This window comes from Leptotrichia sp. oral taxon 215 str. W9775, from assembly GCF_000469505.1.
Classification (GTDB): domain Bacteria; phylum Fusobacteriota; class Fusobacteriia; order Fusobacteriales; family Leptotrichiaceae; genus Leptotrichia_A.
On record NZ_KI272867.1, the window covers coordinates 32,421 to 54,287 of the forward strand.

Genomic DNA, 21,867 nt, shown 5'->3' on the forward strand with positions numbered 1-21,867 from the left:
ACTTTCCTCCATTTCTTTTTGCTTCCTGAAATCAATCCAATTTCAATATTTATCTTTCATAAACATTGAAAATTATCCCTTCAGAAGTTTTTCTGCAAGTATTAATGCTATTTTCTTTTCTCCTGTCATAAAATCAATCAGCAGACTTTTTTCATCTACTTTTTTTATTTTTCCTTTTCCAAACTTAATATGATTTACAACATCTCCAACTTTATATTTGGATTTTTCCTTATTTTTCAGTTCTGAAGTTCTCACTGATTTCAATGAAAAAGGATTAAAATTCTCTATTTTTCTTTTTCCTTCCTGATTAAAGAGAATTGTTGTTCCATTTTTTTTGCTTAACTTATTATTTTTTTCTGATAAATAATCAAGATTTCCCTGTTTCATTTCACTAATAAATCTTGAAGGTCTTATCATATAGTTCATTTGTCCCCATACCATTCTTTCTGAAACGTGGGAAAGATAAAGTTCTTTTTTTGCCCTTGTTATAGCAACATAACAAAGTCTTCTTTCTTCTTCAATTTCATCTTCAGAAGTATCAAAGTTACATGAAGGGAAAAGTCCGTCCTCCATTCCGGCAATAAACACATAATCAAATTCAAGTCCTTTTGAACTGTGAATTGTCATCAGTTTTATAAAATTCTCATCCTCTTCAATGGAATCAGAGGAAGAAGTAAGTGAAACCATATCCAGATATTCACTTAAAGACATTCCAGGATTCTGTTTTTCAGATTCTGTTATACTGTTTAACAGTTCTTCAATATTTTTTACCCTGTCTTCCTTGTTATCTTCTATTGAATCTATATACTTTGTCTGTATAAGCACTTCATCAAACACTTCTTTTACTGAAAGTTCATCAAGTCTTTCATATATTCCGTGCATCATTTTATAAAAACTTTTTATAGCTTCCTTGACAGCTGCCCTTAATCCTGGAATTTCATCAATATATTTTGTTGATTCCAGCATTGAAATTCCCTTTTCATTTGCAAGTTGAGCTATTTTTTCAAGGGTTTTGTCTCCTATTGCCCTTTTTGGAACATTTATTATCCTATAAAAATTATGATTATCATTAGGATTATTCAGCAAATTCATGTATGCAAGGATATCCTTTATTTCTTTTCTCTGGAAGAACTGCATTCCACCATAAATTTTATAAGGAACCTTCGCCGCTAAAAGCTTTTCCTCAAGCACACGTGACTGGGAGTTTGTTCTATACAGTATTGTCATATCCTTATACTGCTTTCCATCTTTAGCCTTAGCCTTTATTTCATTTACAATAAATTCTGCTTCATCATAGACAGTTGGAGCATTGAAAACTTTTATTTTTTCACCTTTTTCTCCATTAGTCCAAAGTTTCTTTCCTTTTGAACTTTTATTATTTTTTATAAGTTCATTTGCTGTGTCAAGGATTGTTTTGGTAGATCTGTAATTTTGTTCCAGTTTTGCCACAAAGGCATTTTTATAATCCCTTTCAAAATTCAGTATATTATTTATATTTGCACCTCTGAAGGCATATATACTCTGATCTTCATCTCCTACAACACATATATTTTTATATTTTTCTGCAATTTTACTTATTATTTCATACTGAATATCATTTGTATCCTGATACTCATCTACAACTATATATTTGTATCTATTCTGAACTCTTTCAAGTACATACGGGTCTTCCAGAAGCCTTTTTGCATTAAGAAGAAGATCTGAAAAATCCATGGCATTATTTGCCTTCAATGTTTCATCATATTTCCTGTAAATATCCCTGAAAATTCTATTTGAATAGATTCTCGTATCAACTTGTTCTTCAAGTTCTTCTATTCCTATTCCCTGTTCCTTTAATTTACTGATTCTGTTTGCAATTTTTGCAGGGGATACTTCATCATTTTTTATATTCAGTTCCTTTTTTATCTTGGTAATAATTGACTTCTGATCATCCACATCATAAATATTAAAGTTTCTTCCGTACCCTATTCTATCAGAATATGTTTTTAAAAGTCTCACTGAAAATGAATGGAATGTTGATACTACAAGGTCATTTGCATCTGGTCCTATTAAAGCCTCTGCCCTTTCCTTCATTTCCTTAGCCGCCTTATTCGTAAATGTAAGGGCCATTATATTTAGCGGAGAAATTCCTTTTTCCTTTATCATATGAGCTATTCTATATGTAACCGTTCTTGTCTTTCCGCTTCCAGCTCCAGCCAGTATTAATACAGGTCCGTCGATTTTTTCAGCTGCTTTTCTCTGTTCTTCATTTAGTTCATCTAAAATACTCATTTTTCCCTTCCTTTACTATTAATAATTTAGTTTATCATATGTTCGCATACTCATTTTTTGTGCATTTTCTTATATTTAAATTATACCACAATTTATAGATTTTGTCTTTAAATATTTAGAATTAAAACTTAATTGCATAATTTCCCTTCACTTCAAAATTTTTCTGCTTAAAACTTCTATTTTATATTGCATTTTCATTTAAAAAGATGTAAAATTGCTTAATTATATTTATATTATAAAGGAGCTTTATGAAAAAGTTTAAGTTTATTATTTTAATAGTTCTGATATTAGCATTCTTTTCCTGCGATAACACCTATTTTGGAAAAAAAGAAGCTGAATCAGACATAAATTCTAAAAAGGAAAATACAGAAACTACTGTTATAAATTCTAATGAAACTGAAAAATTAGAAGATAAAAAAATTACTGTTATAGCTGTTGGGGATATAATGCTGGGAAGTAACTATCCTTCCAGAACTCTTCTCCCAAAAAATGATTACAATGTATTGACAGATACAGAAAAAATATTACAGGATGCTGACCTTACTGTTGGAAATCTTGAAGGAACTCTTTTTGATGAGGGAGGAACTCCAAAAAGCTGTTCAGACGTTTCTGTATGTTATGTTTTCAGAACTCCTTCAAAATATGGTAAATACCTTAAGGACGCAGGATTTGACTATTTAAGCATTGCAAATAACCATTCCAATGACTTTGGAGATGAAGGAATTAACAAAACAATGAAAAACCTTGATGAATTGGGTATAAAATATACCGGGATTAAAAAATTAGCTGAAACTGCCATAATCGAAAAAGATAATTTAAAATATGGTTTTGTTTCTTTTGCTCCCCTTTCTAAAACAGTTGATTTAAATAATTATGAATATGCTGCAGAACTTATAAAATCCCTTAAAAGTTCAACTGATATTGTTATTGTAATGTTTCATGGAGGGGCTGAAGGAAATGGAAAAGAACACATTACCAGAAAAACTGAAATGTTCTTTGGAGAAAATAGAGGAAATGTATTTAAATTTGCTAGAATGGCTGTAGATGCCGGAGCTGATATAATTTTGGGTCAAGGTCCACACGTAACTCGTGGAATAGAACTATACAAAAACAGATTTATTTCCTACAGTGCCGGAAATTTTGCCACATATGGAAAATTTAATTTGAAAGGTAAAAGTGGTATCGCCCCAATTTTTAAAATAACCATTGATTCTAAAGGAAATTTCATTGAAGGCGAAATCATCCCTGTTAAACAGACTAAAGGAACATTTGGTCCTTTTGTTGATGAAAACAGAACTGCCATTAAGGAAATTATTTCCCTTAATAAAAGTGATTTCCCGGAAGGAAATGGTCTTTCTGTAAGTGAAGATGGAAAAATTAAAAAGAAATAGAATTCTAAATTGTGTAAAAACTATATTTCGAGTTATTTAAAATTTTACAATTTTAATAAACGTAGAAATATAGTTTTTTACTTTATGTATACGTATTTTCTTTCATCAGATATTTCTTCATTATATTTATATCCATTTAAAGATATATTCTTTAACAGAGTAACATCAGTTATTCTGTTTTTTATAATATAATTTACAGTAAATCCACGCATTTTCTTTGAATTAGTGCTTATCTGTTTTAATTTACCGTCCTTTTCATCATAAAATTCAAAATTATAAATATTATCAGTTGAAAGTATTTTAGAATACTCCTTTGATGCCAAGTTTATTATGAAATCCTCATTTTTAAAATAATCGTTTATTTCCTTCCTCCATATTTCGTAAAGTGATTTATCCGGAAATATTGAATTTACCATATCAAGCCTATATTCCTTTAATTCAGTAAATGGAGTAAGAACACCATATAATGCTGAGAATATTCTTAAATTTTCTTCCATAAACTCCTGATCTTTTCTATCCAGTTCATCTACATGTATTTCTTTATATACAACTCCTGTATATGTAGAAATAGCATGACCAAATTTTTCTTTTTTAAAATTTTTATAGAAGTCCGATAATTTTTTGGCTTGTTCCCTTTTTAGTTTGAATTTAACTTCAATATCTTCCACTGGCCAACTCGCCACTTCTTTTACTATTTTATCAGTTATTTTAGAAAAAATAGGAGTTTCAAAGCTGTCAACTCCATCCAAAACTCCTATCTTTTTTGTTTTACTTGGTGATATTATTATTTTCATATTTTATCCTTATCAATTATTTTTTAGCTGAAATTATATTATAACCGTCTACTGTTTTGCTATGTGCATTTAAAAACTTGCTTGCATATATTGCGACATCTTTCTGTGCGTTATTTTCTGCAGCCTTTATCATTTTATCTGCATTTTCAAGCAATTCTTCTGAATTTTTCTTAATTTCCTTAAATTCCTCTGCATTTATGCCTTCCTTAGCTGCAGCTTCATCAGTAGTTTCTTTTAATTTCAAATATGATTCCTGCATTTTAAGATGTAATTCCTTTAATTTTTTTACTTCTTCCTTATCAAATTTAAGATTTTCTTTTGCAAATGCAGTATTTACAAAATTATTCGCTTCATTTACATACTTAACAAGACTTGCCATTGCTGTTTTACCGTCTGTTTCTGCTTTTTTTACTATTTTATCTCCTATTTTTTCAGATAGTTTATCCAATGCTGCTGAATATGCATTATAGCTGTTTTTTCTTTCTTCAGTGACATTTTTATATTTTTCGGCCAGTTTTTTTCCTTCTTCAAAATTATCCTTTTCATATTTTTTATTTTTATAATAATCCACTATTTCTGTTATTACATTTTTTTCATTATTCAATGACTGAACAAGACCTTCAGCAGATTTATCCACTTCATCAAATTTTGGTTCCTTTTTTATATTTTCTTCCAAATCCTTCACATACTCAGAAAATATATTAACAGTATCTTCTGTTTTAATAATACTTTCAATTCCTTTAGCTGACGGCTTTTTAAATTCCCCTTTTTCATCAGAAAATTCCCTTGTGAATACTTCTTTAAAAGAATCCTGCCATTCTTCCTCATTTGGAACATTTTTTAGACTGATGTATTCTGTATATTTTTTAATTTCATTCTCACTTATATTTCCAGAATCTTTAGATGCCTCAGTCACTGTTTTCTCAGGATTATTTTTATCTGCATTCTTCTCTTCCTTTTTACCACAGCTTATGGCTATTAAAAGAACTGCAAGCCCTATTATTATTTTCTTTTTCATTTCCATCTTTTAAATCATTCCTTTCAATTTTCCTGTATTAAAGAAAATTTAGATAAATTGATTATTTTAATTTTTTTCTAAATTGTAGATTCATATTAATATATAATACATATTTAAATATTATTTTTTACTTTTTATTTCCTATCATTTTGTTATATTCAGATACAATTTTTCTATAATTTTCACTAAAATCATATAATAATGGATATATGTCATCTCCATTTCTTTTACTTTCCATTATTCTTTCACTTAAATTTACAACTTCCTTTGAATAACTTCTAATTTTATTATAGCTTTCCAATGAATATTTTTCCTTTTTTATCTGTTTGTCAGAAACCGCCTCTAAATTCTGATATCCTCTCTTCATTTCCTCTATCAAACCTCTTAACTTCAGTACTTCCATTTTTGAAAAATCAAACTGTTTTCTGGAAAACAAAATCTGTGAAAACTCTTCTGTATTATCAATAAATGTAACAAGGCTTATAGCCGCTTTTTTTCCTTTTTTCTCAAGTCTTTCCATTTCCTTTTCTTTTTGATTTTTTATAAGAACCTTCATTACTTCAACATATACACCATATTTTTCATTACTTTTTCTTAAAGCATTTAAATATGCAGATTGTAAAAATACCGCCCCTTCATAGTTATCTTCCTTGTAGACTCCCTTTTCATAATAGTCGAGTATTTCCAAATCCAACTTTTTTTCTTCCTTAAGTGCTTCAATATATTCTTTAATATAGTTATCAATATTTTGAAATTCAGGTTTTGAACTGATTACAGTCTCTATTTTGGAAAGAGGGGCATCTAATGAATTCAGTTTCTGCCTCATTGAATTTAATTTTAGCAGATCCACCCTATTCAATTTTTTTAATTTTTTTCTGTTTTCAGTAAAAGTATCAAAATAATACTCACCAAAATCCCCTAAAATTGCAGGATTTGATTGATTATAAAAAGCTGCATATTTATTATACTTTTCTATTTCTGCTTTTATTTCCTTTTCTTTAGCTAGGTCTTTTTTCATATAATAGCCAATAACAGCTAAAACTATTATAAGTATACTGAATACAAAAGCCATGTATTTCGTTATCTTTTTCTTCATATATATTCACCCTTCAGTTATATTTCTCCTTTTTACCTGTTATAATATTATACACTATTTTTACAATATTTTCCATTTTAAAAATTCTTTTTATTACAGTCACTTCTATTCTTCAATTATAAATTCCGCTTCAATTGCAACTTCCACATCTTTTTTTCTAAATCCCATTCCAATTTTTGTAATATTTTCATACCCTTCGTATTTCAGTCCATCAGCATAATTCCTGTCATTAATTTGTTTCAAGGCACTTTTAGCCGTTCTTTTAAGGTTTTTGCTGTCCTTCGCCCTGGAATACTTAAATTCAAATATAAATGCTGTATCCTTCTTATTCTTAGGCTTTAAAACTAAATCAGGAATTCCATCTCCACTTTCATAATTGGATTTAATATAATAATTTTCATACATTATGGCAACCATTCCCATTACAAAAAGATGATATGAATTTTCTTCCTTTAAATCACGGAAACTTACAGAATTTTTAAGCAGGGTCTTGACTTCTTTTCTAAATTTTTCATACTCTCCATTTCTGAGATATTCTTCAAGTGTGGAAAATCTATAATGCCCTCCATAAGTTCTATATAAAAATCTTATCTTAAAAAAATCAAACAGCTCTTCATTAGGAATTTTCAAATCATAAATATTTTTAGCAACTTTTTTATCAATTGTCAGATACCCGCAATGAAGAAAAAACTGCCATATATTTGCCTGACCAAAATCATTTATATAATAGTTCCGTTCCTTTTCATAATTTATAATGTTTTCCTTAATTTCCATATTTCTTTTATTATTTACATTTAATGCATAATCTATATCCTGAAAGGTTACAAAGTTGTATATTTCCTTTCTTACACTTTCATGCGACAATAATTTTTCTAAATCAAATATGATATTTTCATCAGAATTTTCCAGATAATTCATAATTTCATCATTATTTGAAGTATTTACCCAGTGTTCTTCAAGTATTTTATCATCCAGAAAATTTACAATTGACCATGGGTTGTAAACTTCATTTTTTCCAAACCGATAGCCATTATACCATTTTTTTACTTCTTCAACTTCAAAATCTAAATTATAATACTTCAGTGCTTCCTCAACTTCGCTTTCTAAAATTCCAAAATACTCAGTATAATTCTCACTGAGAACTGTATTTACCTTCAGATTATTCAAACCTGAAAATATTCCTTCTTTAGCGATTCTCAATATTCCTGTCATAACAGTCAGTTCAACATAATTGTTACCTTTTACTGCCTTTTCAAAAAATCCTTTAAAGAACTGTATCACTTCATCATAATAACCGTTTGCATGAGCTTTTATTATTGGCTTGTCATATTCATCTATTAACAGAACTATTTTCTTTCCATAGTAATTATATAAATATTTTGACAAATTTAAAAGAGCTCTAGTGTAGTCGTGTTCCTCTTCAAACCAGATTTTATCAAAATCTTTTAATTCATTTTCACTTAAGTATTCCCTCAAAAATTCAAATTTACTGTATACATTGCTAATAGTCCATTTTATACTTCTATACCCATTTTTCCAATTTGAATCTTCAAAATCCTTGAAACTTATAAATATGACAGGATTCGATCCCTGCTTTTCAAAATATTTACTTTTTGAAATTTCAAGACCTTCAAATAACTTTCTATTTTCTTTATTATTTTTAACATCAAAAAAATATTTTAGCATTGACATATTCAATGACTTTCCAAATCTACGAGGTCTTGTAAATAAAATACTCGATGTTCCACTTTCGAGGATTTCCTTAATTAGACCTGTTTTATCAAAATAATAATAATCTTTCTGTATCATTACCTCAAAATTATCAATACCTACAGGTAAATTTTTCTTTTTGTCTGTATCTTCCTCTTTAATTTTTTCCTTTTTCATATCCCTCAATTCCTCTCTTTTACTCATTTAACTATATTATATTTATTTATCCATATAATGTCAATTTATATTTTTAATTTTTCATTAAAAAATATTGGGTAAAATGAAAAAACGGCTCTTTATAAATCCCTTTCAAAAACTGTTCTTTTACCATTATTTTCAAGGTATCTAATCCAAGCCGCTTAAATTATTTTCTAAATATCTAAATCAATTTCATTATCTTTAAATTCAAAGTCTTCATCATTTAAATGCACAACTTCCAGTGCTTTTTCATAATTTGTAGATTTTTTAGAGAAAAAGTCATGTTGAGTAGTTTCTACATTCAGTCCATTTAATACAATAGGATTTACATCCTTCACTTCAAATTCCTCTTCAAATCCAAGGTTCATAAGAGCCTTATTTGCATTGTATCTTATGTATTCCTTAACATCAGCAGTAAGTCCTATGTCTCCATAAACTTCATCAGTATATCTTGCTTCATTTTCATAAAGATCATACAGAAGCTCTTTCAGTTCCTTTCTTACACTTTCCTTTTCCTCATCAGTAAATGTTGCGTAAATTTCCTGTGAAAGAAGTCCTACAAATACTCCATGAATAGACTCGTCTGCTATTATTTTCTTTATTATATCACAGCTTGCCACCATCTGACCTTGCCCTGCAAGCCATAAAGGTAGGAAAAATCCACTATAAAATAAATATGTTTCCAGATAAACCGAAGCACATAAGGCCATATAAATCTCCCTCTTAGATGCTTCAGGATTATTCATCTTCTGGTAGTAATAATCTATCTTGTTTGCCTTATACTGCAAATGCTCATTTTCCTGTACCCAGTTAAATGTCTCATTGATTTCAGCTGTAGAAGCAACCGTTGTAAATATTGTCGAATATGACTTTGCATGAATTGTTTCCATCATACACATATATGACAGTACTGAACGGCATTGCAACGAATCAATGTGATCTATAATTTTTGGCATTCCTGTATGACTCTGTAAAGTATCCAGCAATGTCAGTCCTCCCAGTACCTGCAAATAAGCAAGCTTCATTTGTGGCTCAAGAGAATGCCAGCTGTCTATGTCCTTTGACGGAATATATTCCGTATCTATCCAGAACTGCTTTAAATTCTGCTCCCAGAACATCTCTACATAATCATTTTCCGGAGTGTTCCAGTTTACTGCTTCATAAGTTTTACTACTCATTTTTTATTTTCCTTTCTAAAAAATCAATAACCAGTCAGGAGTAATATGACATTCTCGTACTCCTTCATAATTATTAACTAATTTATGATCTTTATTTTTAGACGGAAGTTTTTCTCCCTTTGCTAATGTTGAAATAATCTTCTCCCTATATATCTTTAAACATCTCTCCTGGATTGCTATAAGATTTATAATTTGAAGGATTTTCCTTAATTTGTTTAGCTTCTTCAAATGCTTGAGCCAATTCTGAATTTTCAGGTAAAGAATTTACATAAAATGGTATACCTTTTTCTCTTATAGCCTGTTTCAAAAATATATTAATGGCTGCACTTAAGCTCAGTCCTAAATCTTTAAATAATTTCTGTGCTTCTTTTTTAGTTTCTTCATCTATCTTTATACTTGTACTAACTGTTGCCATAAAACATCACTCTCTTTTATGTTCATTATACATATAACGTATATATTTTGTCAATTAATTAGTTTGATATAATTTCTATTTATTCCAATCTCTTGAAAAATCCCTTTCTGTTTCAGGGTAATTCTCAATTCTTTTCTGATAGATTTCCTTTGGATTAATTCCTTTATTTTTTAAGTATTCTTCAAATTTTATTTTTGTATTTTCATCAAAATATCTATAGTAAATCCAAAAATTATTTTCGATGCTTTTTTCTATAAACTCAGTGAGCAATCTATAATCTGCCTTTGTCTGTGAAGTTTCCAATGCAGTATAATACTCTTCCCTTTCTTCATTTCGTATAACTGTAATAGGATAGCCATTTTTCATCAGTTCTAAATTCAGTAATAATCTTCCTGTCCTTCCATTACCGTCAATAAATGGATGAATCTTTTCAAAATCAGCATGAAAATACGAAACTTTTGTCACTAGATTATCAACTTTATTACTATTGTATTTTTCAATCAGATCAGTTAATTTTTCCTCAACCGAGTAATAAGGAGTTGTCTCAAATCCGGCTCCAAGAATTTCATTGTTACTCTGTTTGAATTTACCTCTATTTTCAATATCATCATTTAGTACAAGAGAATGGAATTTCCTTATAAGCCTTAATGAAAGAGTTTCATTCCTTTTTATAATTTCTTTTAAAAAATTAATAGCATATTCCTGTCCTTTTACTTCTTCATGCTCCTTCAAACTTTTACCTTTCACAGTAACTCCATACTGAAGTATAATGTCAGTTTCCTTCAGAGTAAGAGTATTTCCTTCGATAGCATTTGAATTATAAATAAAATTTGTCTTAAGATTATTCTCCAGCTTTTTCAAGATTCCTTCATTCAAAGGTCTTTCCAGCTCTAAAAATTCTTTAAAAATTTCAATCATAATAATTCTCCTGTCTGAAAGATTAGACATTTATAATGATTAATGCAAAAAAGCCCTATCAAAATTGAAAGAGCTTTTTCCACAGTCTACAACAACGCACAATTAAGTGGGTTTTTCTTGTAGTACGATCACTAAAGTTAGTATACTCTGTATTTTGATTTTTGTCAAATGTAAAAAACTTTCATTTTGCCAAGTAAATTTGGCAACTCTTTTAATAACTAAATTTCAAATCATTATTTTTCGAGTTCTTCTTTTTGTTCTTTTTTCATAGCTTCTGATAAAGAATCCCAATGTGTTTTTCTTATACGATCTATCATTTCTTTTGCAGTAGGTTTAGGAAAAACTCTCATTCCATATCTTTGTTTATCTAGTCTTTCTAACTCTTCTGTTACATTAAAATTCATTTTTATATTTTGTTTTAATTTTTCGTAAGCATCCTCTATTTTTTTATCATCCCAATAAGAATAATTTTCTTTAAATTCTTCTAATTCCCCTATTATTTTTTCTTGCTTTTCATATATTTTTTCTTTTATTAAATCTTTATTATCTTTGGTATCATTTTTTATATTTTTTTGATTAATTTGTGTATTTTTATTTTCAATATTTTTTACATTATTATCTGTAATCTTATTTTGTATATTAGTATAATTCAAATTTCTATTATTGTTATAATTGTTATTAACATTACTTACAGTTTGTTGACTTTGTATATTGCTAATGTTTCCTATAACTCCCTGATTAATAATTCCATTGCTCTCTACTTTTATGTCATTACTCTGTAATTTGTTTTTGAATTCTGATTCTGTTTTTACTGTTTCCGTATTTTGAACTTTGAAAAAATCTACACTTTGAAGAGCAACTCCAATAATTGTAGCTATTGCACTTAAACTCCCAATCCATGTAATTAGCTTTTTTTTCATTTAATCCTCCTGTTTATTTTCTATTTTTATTTATTTAGAGTGTATTTGAAAACTATCAAAATGAAAAATTTATAGCAATGTAGATTTAAAGTTTCTAAACATAAACAATAAATTATACAATTAAATCCTAAATTATACCTCAATCTTCATTTATAACATATAAAGTATTATTGGAGATAACAAAAAAGCAATATTTTATTTTAAGATTTCAAAAATACTTATTATTTCTGCTAATTTTTCTAAAAAATTTCCTCTTTCTTCTAATCTTTTCATATAAGTTGCTCATTGTTGCCAGCATATTGCAACAAAAATAAAACAAATATAGTATAAAATTTCTGCACTATCTTTGGTAATCACACTTGTGCTCCATTTCTTATATTTTCTAAAATTTTAAACCGAACAACTTATACACTCCTCAATCGTAGCCTTTCTTGTTCTTGTATAATAAAGAGATTTCAATCCTAATCTATGTGCATAAACATACAGTTTCGCCAGATCTCTTGTTGTATCTGTACTTTTATTAAATAATATTGTAGAAATTCCCTGATCTACGTGTCTCTGTATTACAGACACAAGTTTCAGTATATTTTTCTGATCCATATCATATGCAGACTTATAGAAGAAATAATTATCATTTGTCAGGTAAGGCATTGGATAGAATGTAGTACTATCTCCATATTCCCTTACTTCTATTGTATCCACAACAGGCATTATGGAAGCTGTAGAGTTCATTATGTAAGATGTAGACTGATTTGGTGCAATAGCCATTCTATAAGCATTGTAAACACCATATTTCATTACATCTTCCTTCAATCTTGCCCAGTCATCCTGAGTTGGGATATGTATCCATTCAAACAGTTCCTTTACTTTGTCAGTCTGTGGCAAGTATTCATTTTCAAGGTATTTATTAAAATAATTTCCATTTGCATATTCCGACTTATCAAAATCCTTAAATGTTTCTCCTTTTTCTCTTGCTATTTCCATAGATCTTTCAAGCGAGTAGAAATTCACCATCATGAAGAATACATTACAGAAATCAAGTGCTTCCCTGCTTTCATACATTATGAAGTTCTTTGCAAAATATCCATGCAGGTTCATTGCTCCAAGTCCTACACTGTGAAGCTCCTCATTTGCCTTTTTGATTGAAGGCACTACATCAATGTTTGTTAAATCCGACACTGTTGTCAGTGAATCTATCGCAGCCCTTGTAGCTTCCCTTATTCTTTTATTTTCCATTACTGTGGCAATATTAAGTGATCCCAGATTACATGAAATTCCTCTTCTTATAACATCTTCCTCAAAATATGAATTTATATCTGAAACTTCTGAAAGCTGCATTATTTCTGTACATAAATTTGAAAATTTCACAGAACCTATTTCCTTCAGGGCATGTTCCTTATTTGCATTGTCCTTAAAGAATAAATACGGATATCCGCTTTCCTTCTGTGTCTGGGAAATTTTAATTAATAGTTCCCTTGCGTTAATTTTTTTCTTTTTAACATTTGGATTATCAACCAGTTTTTCATACATTTCGTTCATATCCATTTCATCCAGATATTGACCATATTCTAAAAATACAGTATGAGGATGGAATGTATAGCAGATTTCATCTTCCCTTGCCAGTTCCATAAATTTATCCGGTACAATTACCCCTATTGAAAGAGATTTTATTCTTATTTTTTCATCTACATTTATCTTTTTACAGTCTAAAAACTCATTAATATCAGAATGGAATACATTCAAATAGACAGCTCCTGCTCCTGCCCTCTGACCCAACTGGTTTGCATATGAAAAAATATCCTCCATTATTTTCATAATAGGCAGTACTCCTGAAGCTCTTCCTTCAACACCTTTTATAGATTCTCCCCTTGCCCTTACTTTAGAAAGATTTATTGATACTCCCCCACCAATTGAAGAAAGTTTCATTGCAGAATCAAACACATATCCTATTCCACTCAGATTATCTCCCATTTCATCTAGGAAACATGATACAAGCTCTCCAGATCTCTTTTTCCCTGAATTAAGAAATGTAGGTGTGGCAGGCTGATATTCCTGATTTATCAGCATTTCTGCATATTCCATTGCCTTATTCTTATTTCCCTGTGCCAGATACAATGAAACAATGGATATTCTATCTTCATATCTTTCAAGAAACTTTTCCCCTGTGTCATCCCTTAAAGCATAACTTTGATAAAATTTCGATGCACTCATAAAAGAAGCAAATCTGAATTTCTTATTATACACTGACTTAAATACTTCTTTTATTTCTTCAAATGTATACATGTCATAAAAATTTATATAATAATCATTTTCAATAAGATAGTCCATTTTTTCCTTTAAATTATGAAAAAACACTGTATTTTTGTTTACATAATCTATAAAATAGGAGTAAACAGCTTCCTTGTCCTTTTCAAGCTGAAATTCTCCATCCTTTTTTACCATTATCTCATTATTTAAATATATCCATTTTTTTGCTTTTGCCAACTTCTTTCCCTCATTTCTAAATTTTTTTCATATATTATTTATTTTCAATACTATTTATAAAATATTCCACCTGAACGTGTGTTCCTGACAGTTCAAACTTCATCAATACTGGAATTCCATATTTCTCTTCTATGTTATCTGCTGCTTTTCCAAATAGCGTTCCCCAGTTCATATTTCCACTTGAACATACTGATTCTATGTATTTTCTGTTATTTTCATTTTCCAGAAATTTTTCTGTCGTACCGGGAGTTTCTCCAAAATTAGTAGTAAATGTTACTAAATGCCCTTTCTCTGATATTTCCATATTATCAGTTATCTTAATAAAATTCCATTCCGGCTTTTCTTTTTTTAGTTTATCTATAAATCTTTGTACATTTCCTGTTTTTGAATCATAATATACAAACATAATTTATATCCTTTCATTATGGCTTTTATGCCTTTATAAATTTATGAAACTAAGTCTGAAGTATAAATAAAAAAGAGGCTGCTTTAAAAACAGAAATTTTTTGATAATTAATCTATCATTTACAGGTTGAATGAGTTATCTCAAAATATAGAAATCAACTATATAAAAATTATATTTATGAATTATGTTTAAATTTCACAATGTAAAACAGGAAATGAATCTAGAAAAAATCATTGTCCGAGCCTTTAGGTAAGTTTTTGATTTTTTCTTAATGAATGACTGTTTTACATAAGTGAAATTACAGTAAATGAGTAAATATATTTTTTATATATAGTAAATGAATAAATATATTTTTTATATTTAACTTTTACTTTCTATATTTTGAGATAACTGCAAATTTCTATTTTTAAGACCGCCCCTTTTTATAAATATATACGTTTCTCCAGATAATTTTTATATATAATTATATCATTGCTATTAATTCTTTCAATTCTTCAGGATTGAAACCAATCGTTCTTTTTATTTCTTCATCCTGATCCAGAAGTATTGTTGTAGGCACTGTTCTTACTTTATATTTCATTGCAAGTTCAGGGTTATTAAATGGATTTACCTTTTCATATTCAACTCCGCTTTTATCCAGTAAATCTGACACCATTACACATGGATTGCAATCTGCCTTTTCAAATTTAATCAGTTTTTTCATTTCAGTTTCTCCTCTTCCTAAATTGCCGCATATTGATTTAAATAGCAATTTAATGTTTTTCATTATTTTTTCTGTTGTCTTTTCAAAACAAAAACACAAGATGTTGTGTTTGTATTTTTTCTATTAGGTTATATCTAGTATAACTATTATTTTGATTTTTTGCAACATATTTATTCTGTGAAAAAAATTAAAGGATTTTAATCTTTATTCTTTACACAAGACATTCCAATTACTATAAAATTGTCAATACGTTTTATATATATAATTTTTATAAAAAAACAATTGTTATTCATATTTTCTTTTAATCTTTTGTATATACATTTATATCTTTTTGTGATATAATCATTTATATGTTGAATTTTACATAATAATGTATATAATGATATAATATTACATTAAAAAATATATCAATTTAATTGTAAATCGGGAAAGGAATGATTGATGACTAGTAACAATAACTATGACAATAATGACATAAATAAGCACTACAAGGAATCCTACAGTCTTCTTAAAAATGATCTGGATAGTAAAATCGTTATGATTGACGGGGCTATGGGAACAATGATACAGCAGCAAAAACTTACTGCCGAAGACTTTGGTGGAGAAAAATACGAAGGATGCAACGACTACCTTGTACTTACAAAGCCTGAAGTTATAAAAAATATACATAAAACTTACCTTAAGGCCGGAAGTGACATTATAGAAACAAATACCTTCGGTGCACTTGATATAGTCCTTAAGGATTATGATCTGGAAAATAAGTCATTTGAAATGAATAAAGCCGCCGCTGAAATTGTAAATAAAGCAATTAAGGAATACAGGGAAGAAAATCCTGAAGAAAAGAGAAATCTTTATGTGGCAGGGGCACTGGGACCTTCAAATAAGTCAATAAGTGTCACTGGAGGAGTAACATTCAATGAACTTATACATTCTTACTATACTGCTATTTCCGGATTGCTCGAAGGTGGAGTAGATATAATCCTTTTTGAAACAATTCAGGATACAAGAAATTTAAAGGCGGCATATTTAGGATTTCAGAAGGCTACGTCTGAAAAGTATCCTGTTCCGCTTATGCTTTCATTTACTATTGAAAGTACAGGAACTACTCTTGCTGGACAGACTGCCGATGCATTTTATTATGCAGTAAATCACATGAATCCACTGTCTATTGGGTTAAACTGTGCTACAGGACCTGAGTTTATGACACAGTTCCTGAAAACTCTGAATAACGTTTCTGATACATATATTTCAGTATATCCAAATGCCGGTCTTCCAAATGAGGAAGGTGTGTATGAAGAAACTCCGGATACACTTGCTGCAAAGATAGAGCCTTTTTTCCAGGAAAAACTTTTAAATATAGTTGGTGGATGCTGTGGTACTACTCCACAGTACATAGAAAAAATAAAGGCAAAAAGTATAAACTACGAACCAAGATCAATTAAGGAACATCAGGATACAAAGAACGCAGTCAGTGGGCTTATTACACTGAATCCTCCTGCTGACAGGCCTATTTATGTAGGTGAAAGAACAAATGTAATTGGTTCACGTATATTTAAAAATCTGATTGCAAATGAAAAATTTGATGAAGCAACTGAAGTGGCAAGGCTACAGATAAAGGGAGATGCTGATGTAATCGATATATGTCTTGCAAATCCTGACAGGGATGAAATCAGTGATATGAAATCATTCCTTGAAAAGGTTGCTAAATTTGCAAAAGTACCTATAATGCTTGATTCCACTGACATAAATGTAATAAAGGAAGGACTTACATATCTTCAGGGAAAAGGTATTATAAACTCCATAAACCTTGAAGATGGAGAGAAAAAATTTGCTGATATGTCAGAACTGATTAAAAAATTTGGAGCTTCTGTCGTTGTTGGGCTTATAGATGAAAGTGGAATGGCAGTTTCACTTGAAAGAAAACTTGAAGTTGCAAGAAGAAGCTATAAACTGCTGACAGAAAAATACGGTATTGATGAGAGGGATATAATTTTTGATACACTTGTATTCCCAGTTGCTACCGGAGATCAGAAATATATCGGTTCAGCCACTTCCACTATTGAAGCAATAAGGGAAATTAAAAAGGAAATGCCAAATGTAAAGACGATACTTGGAGTAAGTAATATTTCCTTTGGACTGCCTATTGCAGGAAGGGAAGTTCTGAACAGCTACTATATGCAGAAAGCTTATGAAGCAGGACTTGACTATGCCATTGTAAATACTGAAAAACTGATTAATATGTCAGATATTTCTGATAGGGAAAAAGAACTTTCTGAAGCGCTGCTGTTTAATACAAATGATGACACTGTTGCAGAATTTGTTGCATTTTACCGTGAAAAGAAAGGTGTGGAAAAAAAGGCGGATACAAGTAATATGACTCCTGAGGAGCAAATTGCAAACCTTGTTGTTGAAGGAAGTAAAAAGGATTTAGTTCCTCTGCTTGATAAGCTGCTTGAAAAGTATACTCCGCTTGAAATTATAAATGGACCTTTAATGACAGGAATGGATGAAGTTGGAAGGCTTTTCAATAAAAATGACCTTATTGTTGCTGAAGTTCTTCAAAGTGCTGAAGTAATGAAGGCTTCTGTTTCACATTTGGAACAGTTTATGGAAAAATCTGATTCTGCAACAAAGGGAACTGTTATTATGGCAACTGTTAAGGGAGACGTTCATGATATTGGAAAAAACCTTGTAGGAATAATAATAGGAAATAATGGATACAATGTTATTGACCTTGGAATTAATACCCCTGCAGAAAAAATAAGGGAAGCTATTATAACAGAAAAAGCTGATTTTGTCGGACTTTCAGGACTTCTTGTCAAGTCTGCCGCTGAAATGGTTAATACCGTGGCTGTACTTCGTGATGCAGGAATTAATATTCCTATATTTGTAGGTGGTGCCGCCCTTACAGAAAAATTTACAATAAATAAAATTGAACCTTCATATGAAAATAATATTGTAATTTACTCTAAAGATGCCATGACTGCACTTGCTGACCTTAATAAAATGATTGTACCTGAAAAATTTGAAGAATTTAAGGGATATCTTCAATCAAGAAGGGAACTTATGCTTGTAAAGGATGAAAAAGCTCTTGAAAGACTTAATGTCCGTCAGACTTTTGGAGAATCTGCTGAAACATTTGATTATTCAAAAATAAAAAAACCTGAATATGACTTTGAAAAGATTTACAAGCCTGAAACCCTTAATAAACAAATAATTACAAACATTAATGCTAAAGATGTATTTAAATATATGAATCTTCAAATGCTTATTGGAAAACACCTTGGAATGAAATGGGTTATAAGTGACCTTCTTTCAAAAAAGGATCCTAAAGCCATGAAAATATATAATGAAATTCTTGACATTATAAATCATGGAGATGAATATTTTGATATTAAGGCTGTTTACAAATATTATCCATGTAGAAAAAATGGTGAAAAAATAGAAATTCTTTCTGATGATTTATCAGAAGTTCTGGAAACATTTGAATTTCCAAGACAGACATGGGGGCAGTATTTATCACTTAATGACTACATTCATCCAACAGAAATAGATTATATAGGTATGTTTGTTGCAAGTGCAGGGGAAAAATCCAGAATTGTTTCAAATGAACTGATAAGCAAAGGTGAATTTTACAGAGGCCACCTTGTAAATTCATTGGGACTTGAACTTGCTGAATCTGTAGCTGAATACGTTCATACTATAATGAGAAAAGATGTGGGAATTATAGATAAAGATATAAGTATTGATGATGTTCTGAAGGCTAAATATCAAGGAAACAGATACTCTTTCGGATACCCTGCCTGTCCTGACCTATCCGATCAGGAAAAGCTGTTTGGATTATTAAAGCCTGAAAGATTTGGTATTAAACTTACTGAAGGATATATGATGTATCCTGAAGCTTCTGTAAGTGCTATTGTATTTTCACAGCCTTTCTGTAAATACTTCAATATATAATATTACTTATTGCAATATATATTTTTAACAATTATTAAATTGTCTGATTTTTATGAACACCTATTAAAATCAGACTTTTTTTATTAATCAGAACATATATTTAACCAATGTTGGTAAAAATTCTTATGGAATTTATGGTAAAAATGTAATGACAGGAATAAACTCTAAAATAAATGTAGGAGTGGATTATTCTCTAACGGTAACTCTGTAACTGTAAATGGAGAATTGAATATAAGTCCTAATGAAGCTGTTAGAGTATTTACATCAGGAAACGGTCCTATGAATGTAACAAATAATGCTAACGTAATTACAATCGGTGACAATTCTTATGGATTTGTCTTAAGAAGTGGAGCTACGCCTGAAAGAATACAAGCAAATGGAGGAACTACAGGACTTGGAGCTACTACATTTGTAAGTAATACACCTAGTGTAACGCTGGGAAATGATGCAGTATATGCTTACTCAGCTGATTCTTTGGGAACTGTTACAAATAATACAGCAATAACTACTACAGGTTCAAATAACTACGGATTATACTCAGCAGGAAATGTTGTAAATAATGCTTCAGGAAATATGAATTTAACTTCCGGAGTAGGAAATGTGGGAATTTACAGTATTGAAAATGGAAATGCAAAAAACTATGCAACAATAGATATAGGTTCATCTGACAGAGATAACAAATATTACAGTATTGGTATGGCTGCAGGATACTACAATGAAAACACAAGACATATTGAACAGACAGGAACAGTTGAAAACCATGGTACAATAAATGTAAATAATGATTATGGAATTGGAATGTATGCTGTTGGAAATGGTTCAAAAGCAGTAAACTATGGTACTATTAATCTTGATGGAAAAGGTACAACAGGAATGTATCTTGATCAGAATGCAACAGGAATAAACTACGGTACTATCCAGACTTCTGCCACTCCATCAAACAATGAAATAATTAGAGTCGCTTACCTTCATGAAGATGAAACAGTAAAATTGGGTAATACAAGTGGATGGTATGCAGGAGCTGTATATAATCAGTTTAAATTTAAAGATATCGGTGGATCAAAAGAAAATCAGATAATGCTGAAATCAGGAATATTTAAATCTGTACCATTTGATCATAATAACAGTTTAAACTGGACTATTTCTGCTGAAGGATTTATCTCAAGAAATGAAATGAATAGAAAATTTTTAGTTCTTGATGAAATTTTTAATGCAAATTCTCATTACTATGCATACGGAGCCGCTGTTAAAAATGAAATATCCAAAGCCTTCAGAACAAGTGAAAGAACAAGTATCACTCCATACGGAAGCTTAAAACTTGAATATGGAAGACTGTCTAAAATTAGTGAAAAGAGCGGACAGGCTAGATTGGAAGTTAAAGAAAATGACTACTATTCAGTTAGACCGGAAGTCGGTATTCAGTTCAAATATAAGCAGCCAATGGCTGTAAGAACGACTTTTACTACTTCCTTAAACTTAGCTTATGAAAATGAGCTTGGAAAAATAAATGATATCAGCAATAGAGCAAGAGTAAACTATACTACTGCTGACTGGTATAATCTAAGAAATGAAAAAGAAGATAGAAAAGGTAATTTTAAAGCTGATTTGAATTTTGGAATAGAAAATCAGAGATTTGGTGTAACACTAAATACAGGATATGATACAAAAGTTGAAAATATAAGAGGTGGAATTGGATTTAGAGCAATCTACTAATAAAATTTTTGTGTCATTATATGGCAAAGTGTAAACTAATAATAAGTTATATCATTTATATGTAGAAATATAAAAATAAAAAAGTATACAATACTATAATCTTCTTACAGTAACAAACAAATATTATGAAGAGGTGACTTAATTATGAAAGCAAGTAAAAAAGTATTAACAGTTGTACTAGGAGCAGCTTTAATTGGAGGTTTATTACCAGTAAACGGTTATTCAAAACCTAAGAAAGGACAAAAATCTGCTATTCAGCAATTACAGGAATTTTTTGCAAAGGAAGAAGCTGTAGAGAAAAAAGAAACTCCTGCTGTAACTTCTGAACAGGAAGAAAAACCTGCTGCTGAAGTTATCAAAAAAACTTTTACATGTGGTAAGGAAACAATTACTGTTGAATATGGTGATGGTGAAAAAGCAATACTTACTGACGGAAAAGGTAAAACACATGAACTGGCTATTACAAAAGCTGCCAGTGGAGAACTTTACAGTAACAAAGAAGGTGTTTCCATTCATATGAAAGGAAACGATGGAGTATACACATCATCTTCTACTGCTGAAGATGTTAGCTGCGAAATAAGCAAATAATACTTTATTCTTTCATTTATCATTAAAAATAGATATCTATATGTAATAAAAATTTAGAATAATATTACCTGAGAAGGCTGATTACAGCTCTATCAGGTAATATTTTT

Annotated in this window: 17 protein-coding genes; 4 read left to right on the forward strand and 13 right to left on the reverse strand. The window is 29.8% G+C overall.

Translation table 11 applies throughout. From position 1 onward, the window contains the following. Window positions 1-72: 72 nt before the first annotated feature. Entirely contained in the window at window positions 73-2,271 is a 2,199-nt protein-coding gene (locus HMPREF1984_RS09395; RefSeq protein WP_021767749.1) for an ATP-dependent helicase, read from the reverse strand. A gap of 248 nt (window positions 2,272-2,519) precedes the next feature. Here HMPREF1984_RS09395 and HMPREF1984_RS09400 point away from each other — a divergent pair, with 248 nt between their 5' ends. Then, window positions 2,520-3,662: a CapA family protein gene (locus tag HMPREF1984_RS09400; protein WP_021767750.1), complete on the forward strand. Its 1,143-nt coding sequence runs from the start codon at window positions 2,520-2,522 to the stop codon at window positions 3,660-3,662. 77 nt (window positions 3,663-3,739) lie between these two features. Here HMPREF1984_RS09400 and HMPREF1984_RS09405 read toward each other — a convergent pair whose 3' ends face one another. The 12 genes from HMPREF1984_RS09405 to HMPREF1984_RS09455 all read right to left on the reverse strand — a co-directional run bounded on the left by HMPREF1984_RS09405 (window position 3,740) and on the right by HMPREF1984_RS09455 (window position 15,502). Continuing rightward, window positions 3,740-4,456 carry a YaaA family protein gene (locus HMPREF1984_RS09405; RefSeq protein WP_021767751.1) on the reverse strand — a complete coding sequence of 239 codons (717 nt, stop codon included), beginning with the start codon at window positions 4,454-4,456 and terminating at the stop codon, window positions 3,740-3,742. Window positions 4,457-4,472: 16 nt separating this feature from the next. Further along, on the reverse strand, window positions 4,473-5,480 hold the full coding sequence (locus HMPREF1984_RS09410; RefSeq protein WP_021767752.1) for a DUF3829 domain-containing protein: 1,008 nt from the start codon (window positions 5,478-5,480) through the stop codon (window positions 4,473-4,475). Window positions 5,481-5,601: 121 nt separating this feature from the next. Then, complete coding sequence (locus tag HMPREF1984_RS09415) at window positions 5,602-6,570, reverse strand: DUF3829 domain-containing protein (RefSeq protein ID WP_021767753.1); 969 nt, start codon at window positions 6,568-6,570, stop codon at window positions 5,602-5,604. A 105-nt stretch (window positions 6,571-6,675) separates the two neighbouring features. Further along, window positions 6,676-8,457, reverse strand: coding sequence for an AAA family ATPase (locus HMPREF1984_RS09420; protein WP_051314505.1), 1,782 nt, complete (start codon window positions 8,455-8,457; stop codon window positions 6,676-6,678). Window positions 8,458-8,651: 194 nt separating this feature from the next. Next, entirely contained in the window at window positions 8,652-9,656 is a 1,005-nt protein-coding gene (gene nrdF / locus HMPREF1984_RS09425; protein WP_021767755.1) for a class 1b ribonucleoside-diphosphate reductase subunit beta, read from the reverse strand. 15 nt (window positions 9,657-9,671) lie between these two features. Further along, window positions 9,672-9,884 (reverse strand): type II toxin-antitoxin system mRNA interferase toxin, RelE/StbE family, encoded by a 213-nt coding sequence (locus HMPREF1984_RS11230; RefSeq protein ID WP_084408469.1) that lies wholly within the window; start codon window positions 9,882-9,884, stop codon window positions 9,672-9,674. Further along, a complete protein-coding gene (locus HMPREF1984_RS09430; protein WP_021767756.1) occupies window positions 9,802-10,071 on the reverse strand; it encodes a type II toxin-antitoxin system RelB/DinJ family antitoxin in 270 nt (89 codons plus the stop codon). Before HMPREF1984_RS09430 ends, HMPREF1984_RS11230 begins: the two co-directional genes overlap by 83 nt. A 75-nt stretch (window positions 10,072-10,146) precedes the next feature. Then, entirely contained in the window at window positions 10,147-10,989 is an 843-nt protein-coding gene (locus HMPREF1984_RS09435; protein WP_021767757.1) for a Fic family protein, read from the reverse strand. 233 nt (window positions 10,990-11,222) lie between these two features. Then, a complete protein-coding gene (locus tag HMPREF1984_RS09440; RefSeq protein WP_021767758.1) occupies window positions 11,223-11,909 on the reverse strand; it encodes a hypothetical protein in 687 nt (228 codons plus the stop codon). Between the two features lie 390 nt (window positions 11,910-12,299). Further along, window positions 12,300-14,393: a class 1b ribonucleoside-diphosphate reductase subunit alpha gene (gene nrdE, locus HMPREF1984_RS09445; protein ID WP_021767759.1), complete on the reverse strand. Its 2,094-nt coding sequence runs from the start codon at window positions 14,391-14,393 to the stop codon at window positions 12,300-12,302. A gap of 34 nt (window positions 14,394-14,427) precedes the next feature. Then, complete coding sequence (gene nrdI / locus HMPREF1984_RS09450) at window positions 14,428-14,799, reverse strand: class Ib ribonucleoside-diphosphate reductase assembly flavoprotein NrdI (protein ID WP_021767760.1); 372 nt, start codon at window positions 14,797-14,799, stop codon at window positions 14,428-14,430. Window positions 14,800-15,262: 463 nt separating this feature from the next. After that, the gene (locus tag HMPREF1984_RS09455; RefSeq protein WP_036100494.1) at window positions 15,263-15,502 is read right to left on the reverse strand and encodes a co-chaperone YbbN; all 240 of its coding nucleotides are present in this window, start codon (window positions 15,500-15,502) and stop codon (window positions 15,263-15,265) included. A 441-nt stretch (window positions 15,503-15,943) separates the two neighbouring features. Here HMPREF1984_RS09455 and metH point away from each other — a divergent pair, with 441 nt between their 5' ends. The 3 genes from metH (at window position 15,944) to HMPREF1984_RS09470 (ending at window position 21,760) form a co-directional block, all read left to right on the forward strand. Then, entirely contained in the window at window positions 15,944-19,459 is a 3,516-nt protein-coding gene (metH, locus tag HMPREF1984_RS09460) for a methionine synthase (protein ID WP_021767762.1), read from the forward strand. Window positions 19,460-19,684: 225 nt separating this feature from the next. Further along, a complete protein-coding gene (locus tag HMPREF1984_RS09465; protein ID WP_021767763.1) occupies window positions 19,685-21,172 on the forward strand; it encodes an autotransporter outer membrane beta-barrel domain-containing protein in 1,488 nt (495 codons plus the stop codon). A gap of 144 nt (window positions 21,173-21,316) precedes the next feature. After that, window positions 21,317-21,760 (forward strand): MliC family protein, encoded by a 444-nt coding sequence (locus tag HMPREF1984_RS09470; protein WP_021767764.1) that lies wholly within the window; start codon window positions 21,317-21,319, stop codon window positions 21,758-21,760. The last annotated feature ends 107 nt before the right edge of the window (window positions 21,761-21,867 follow it).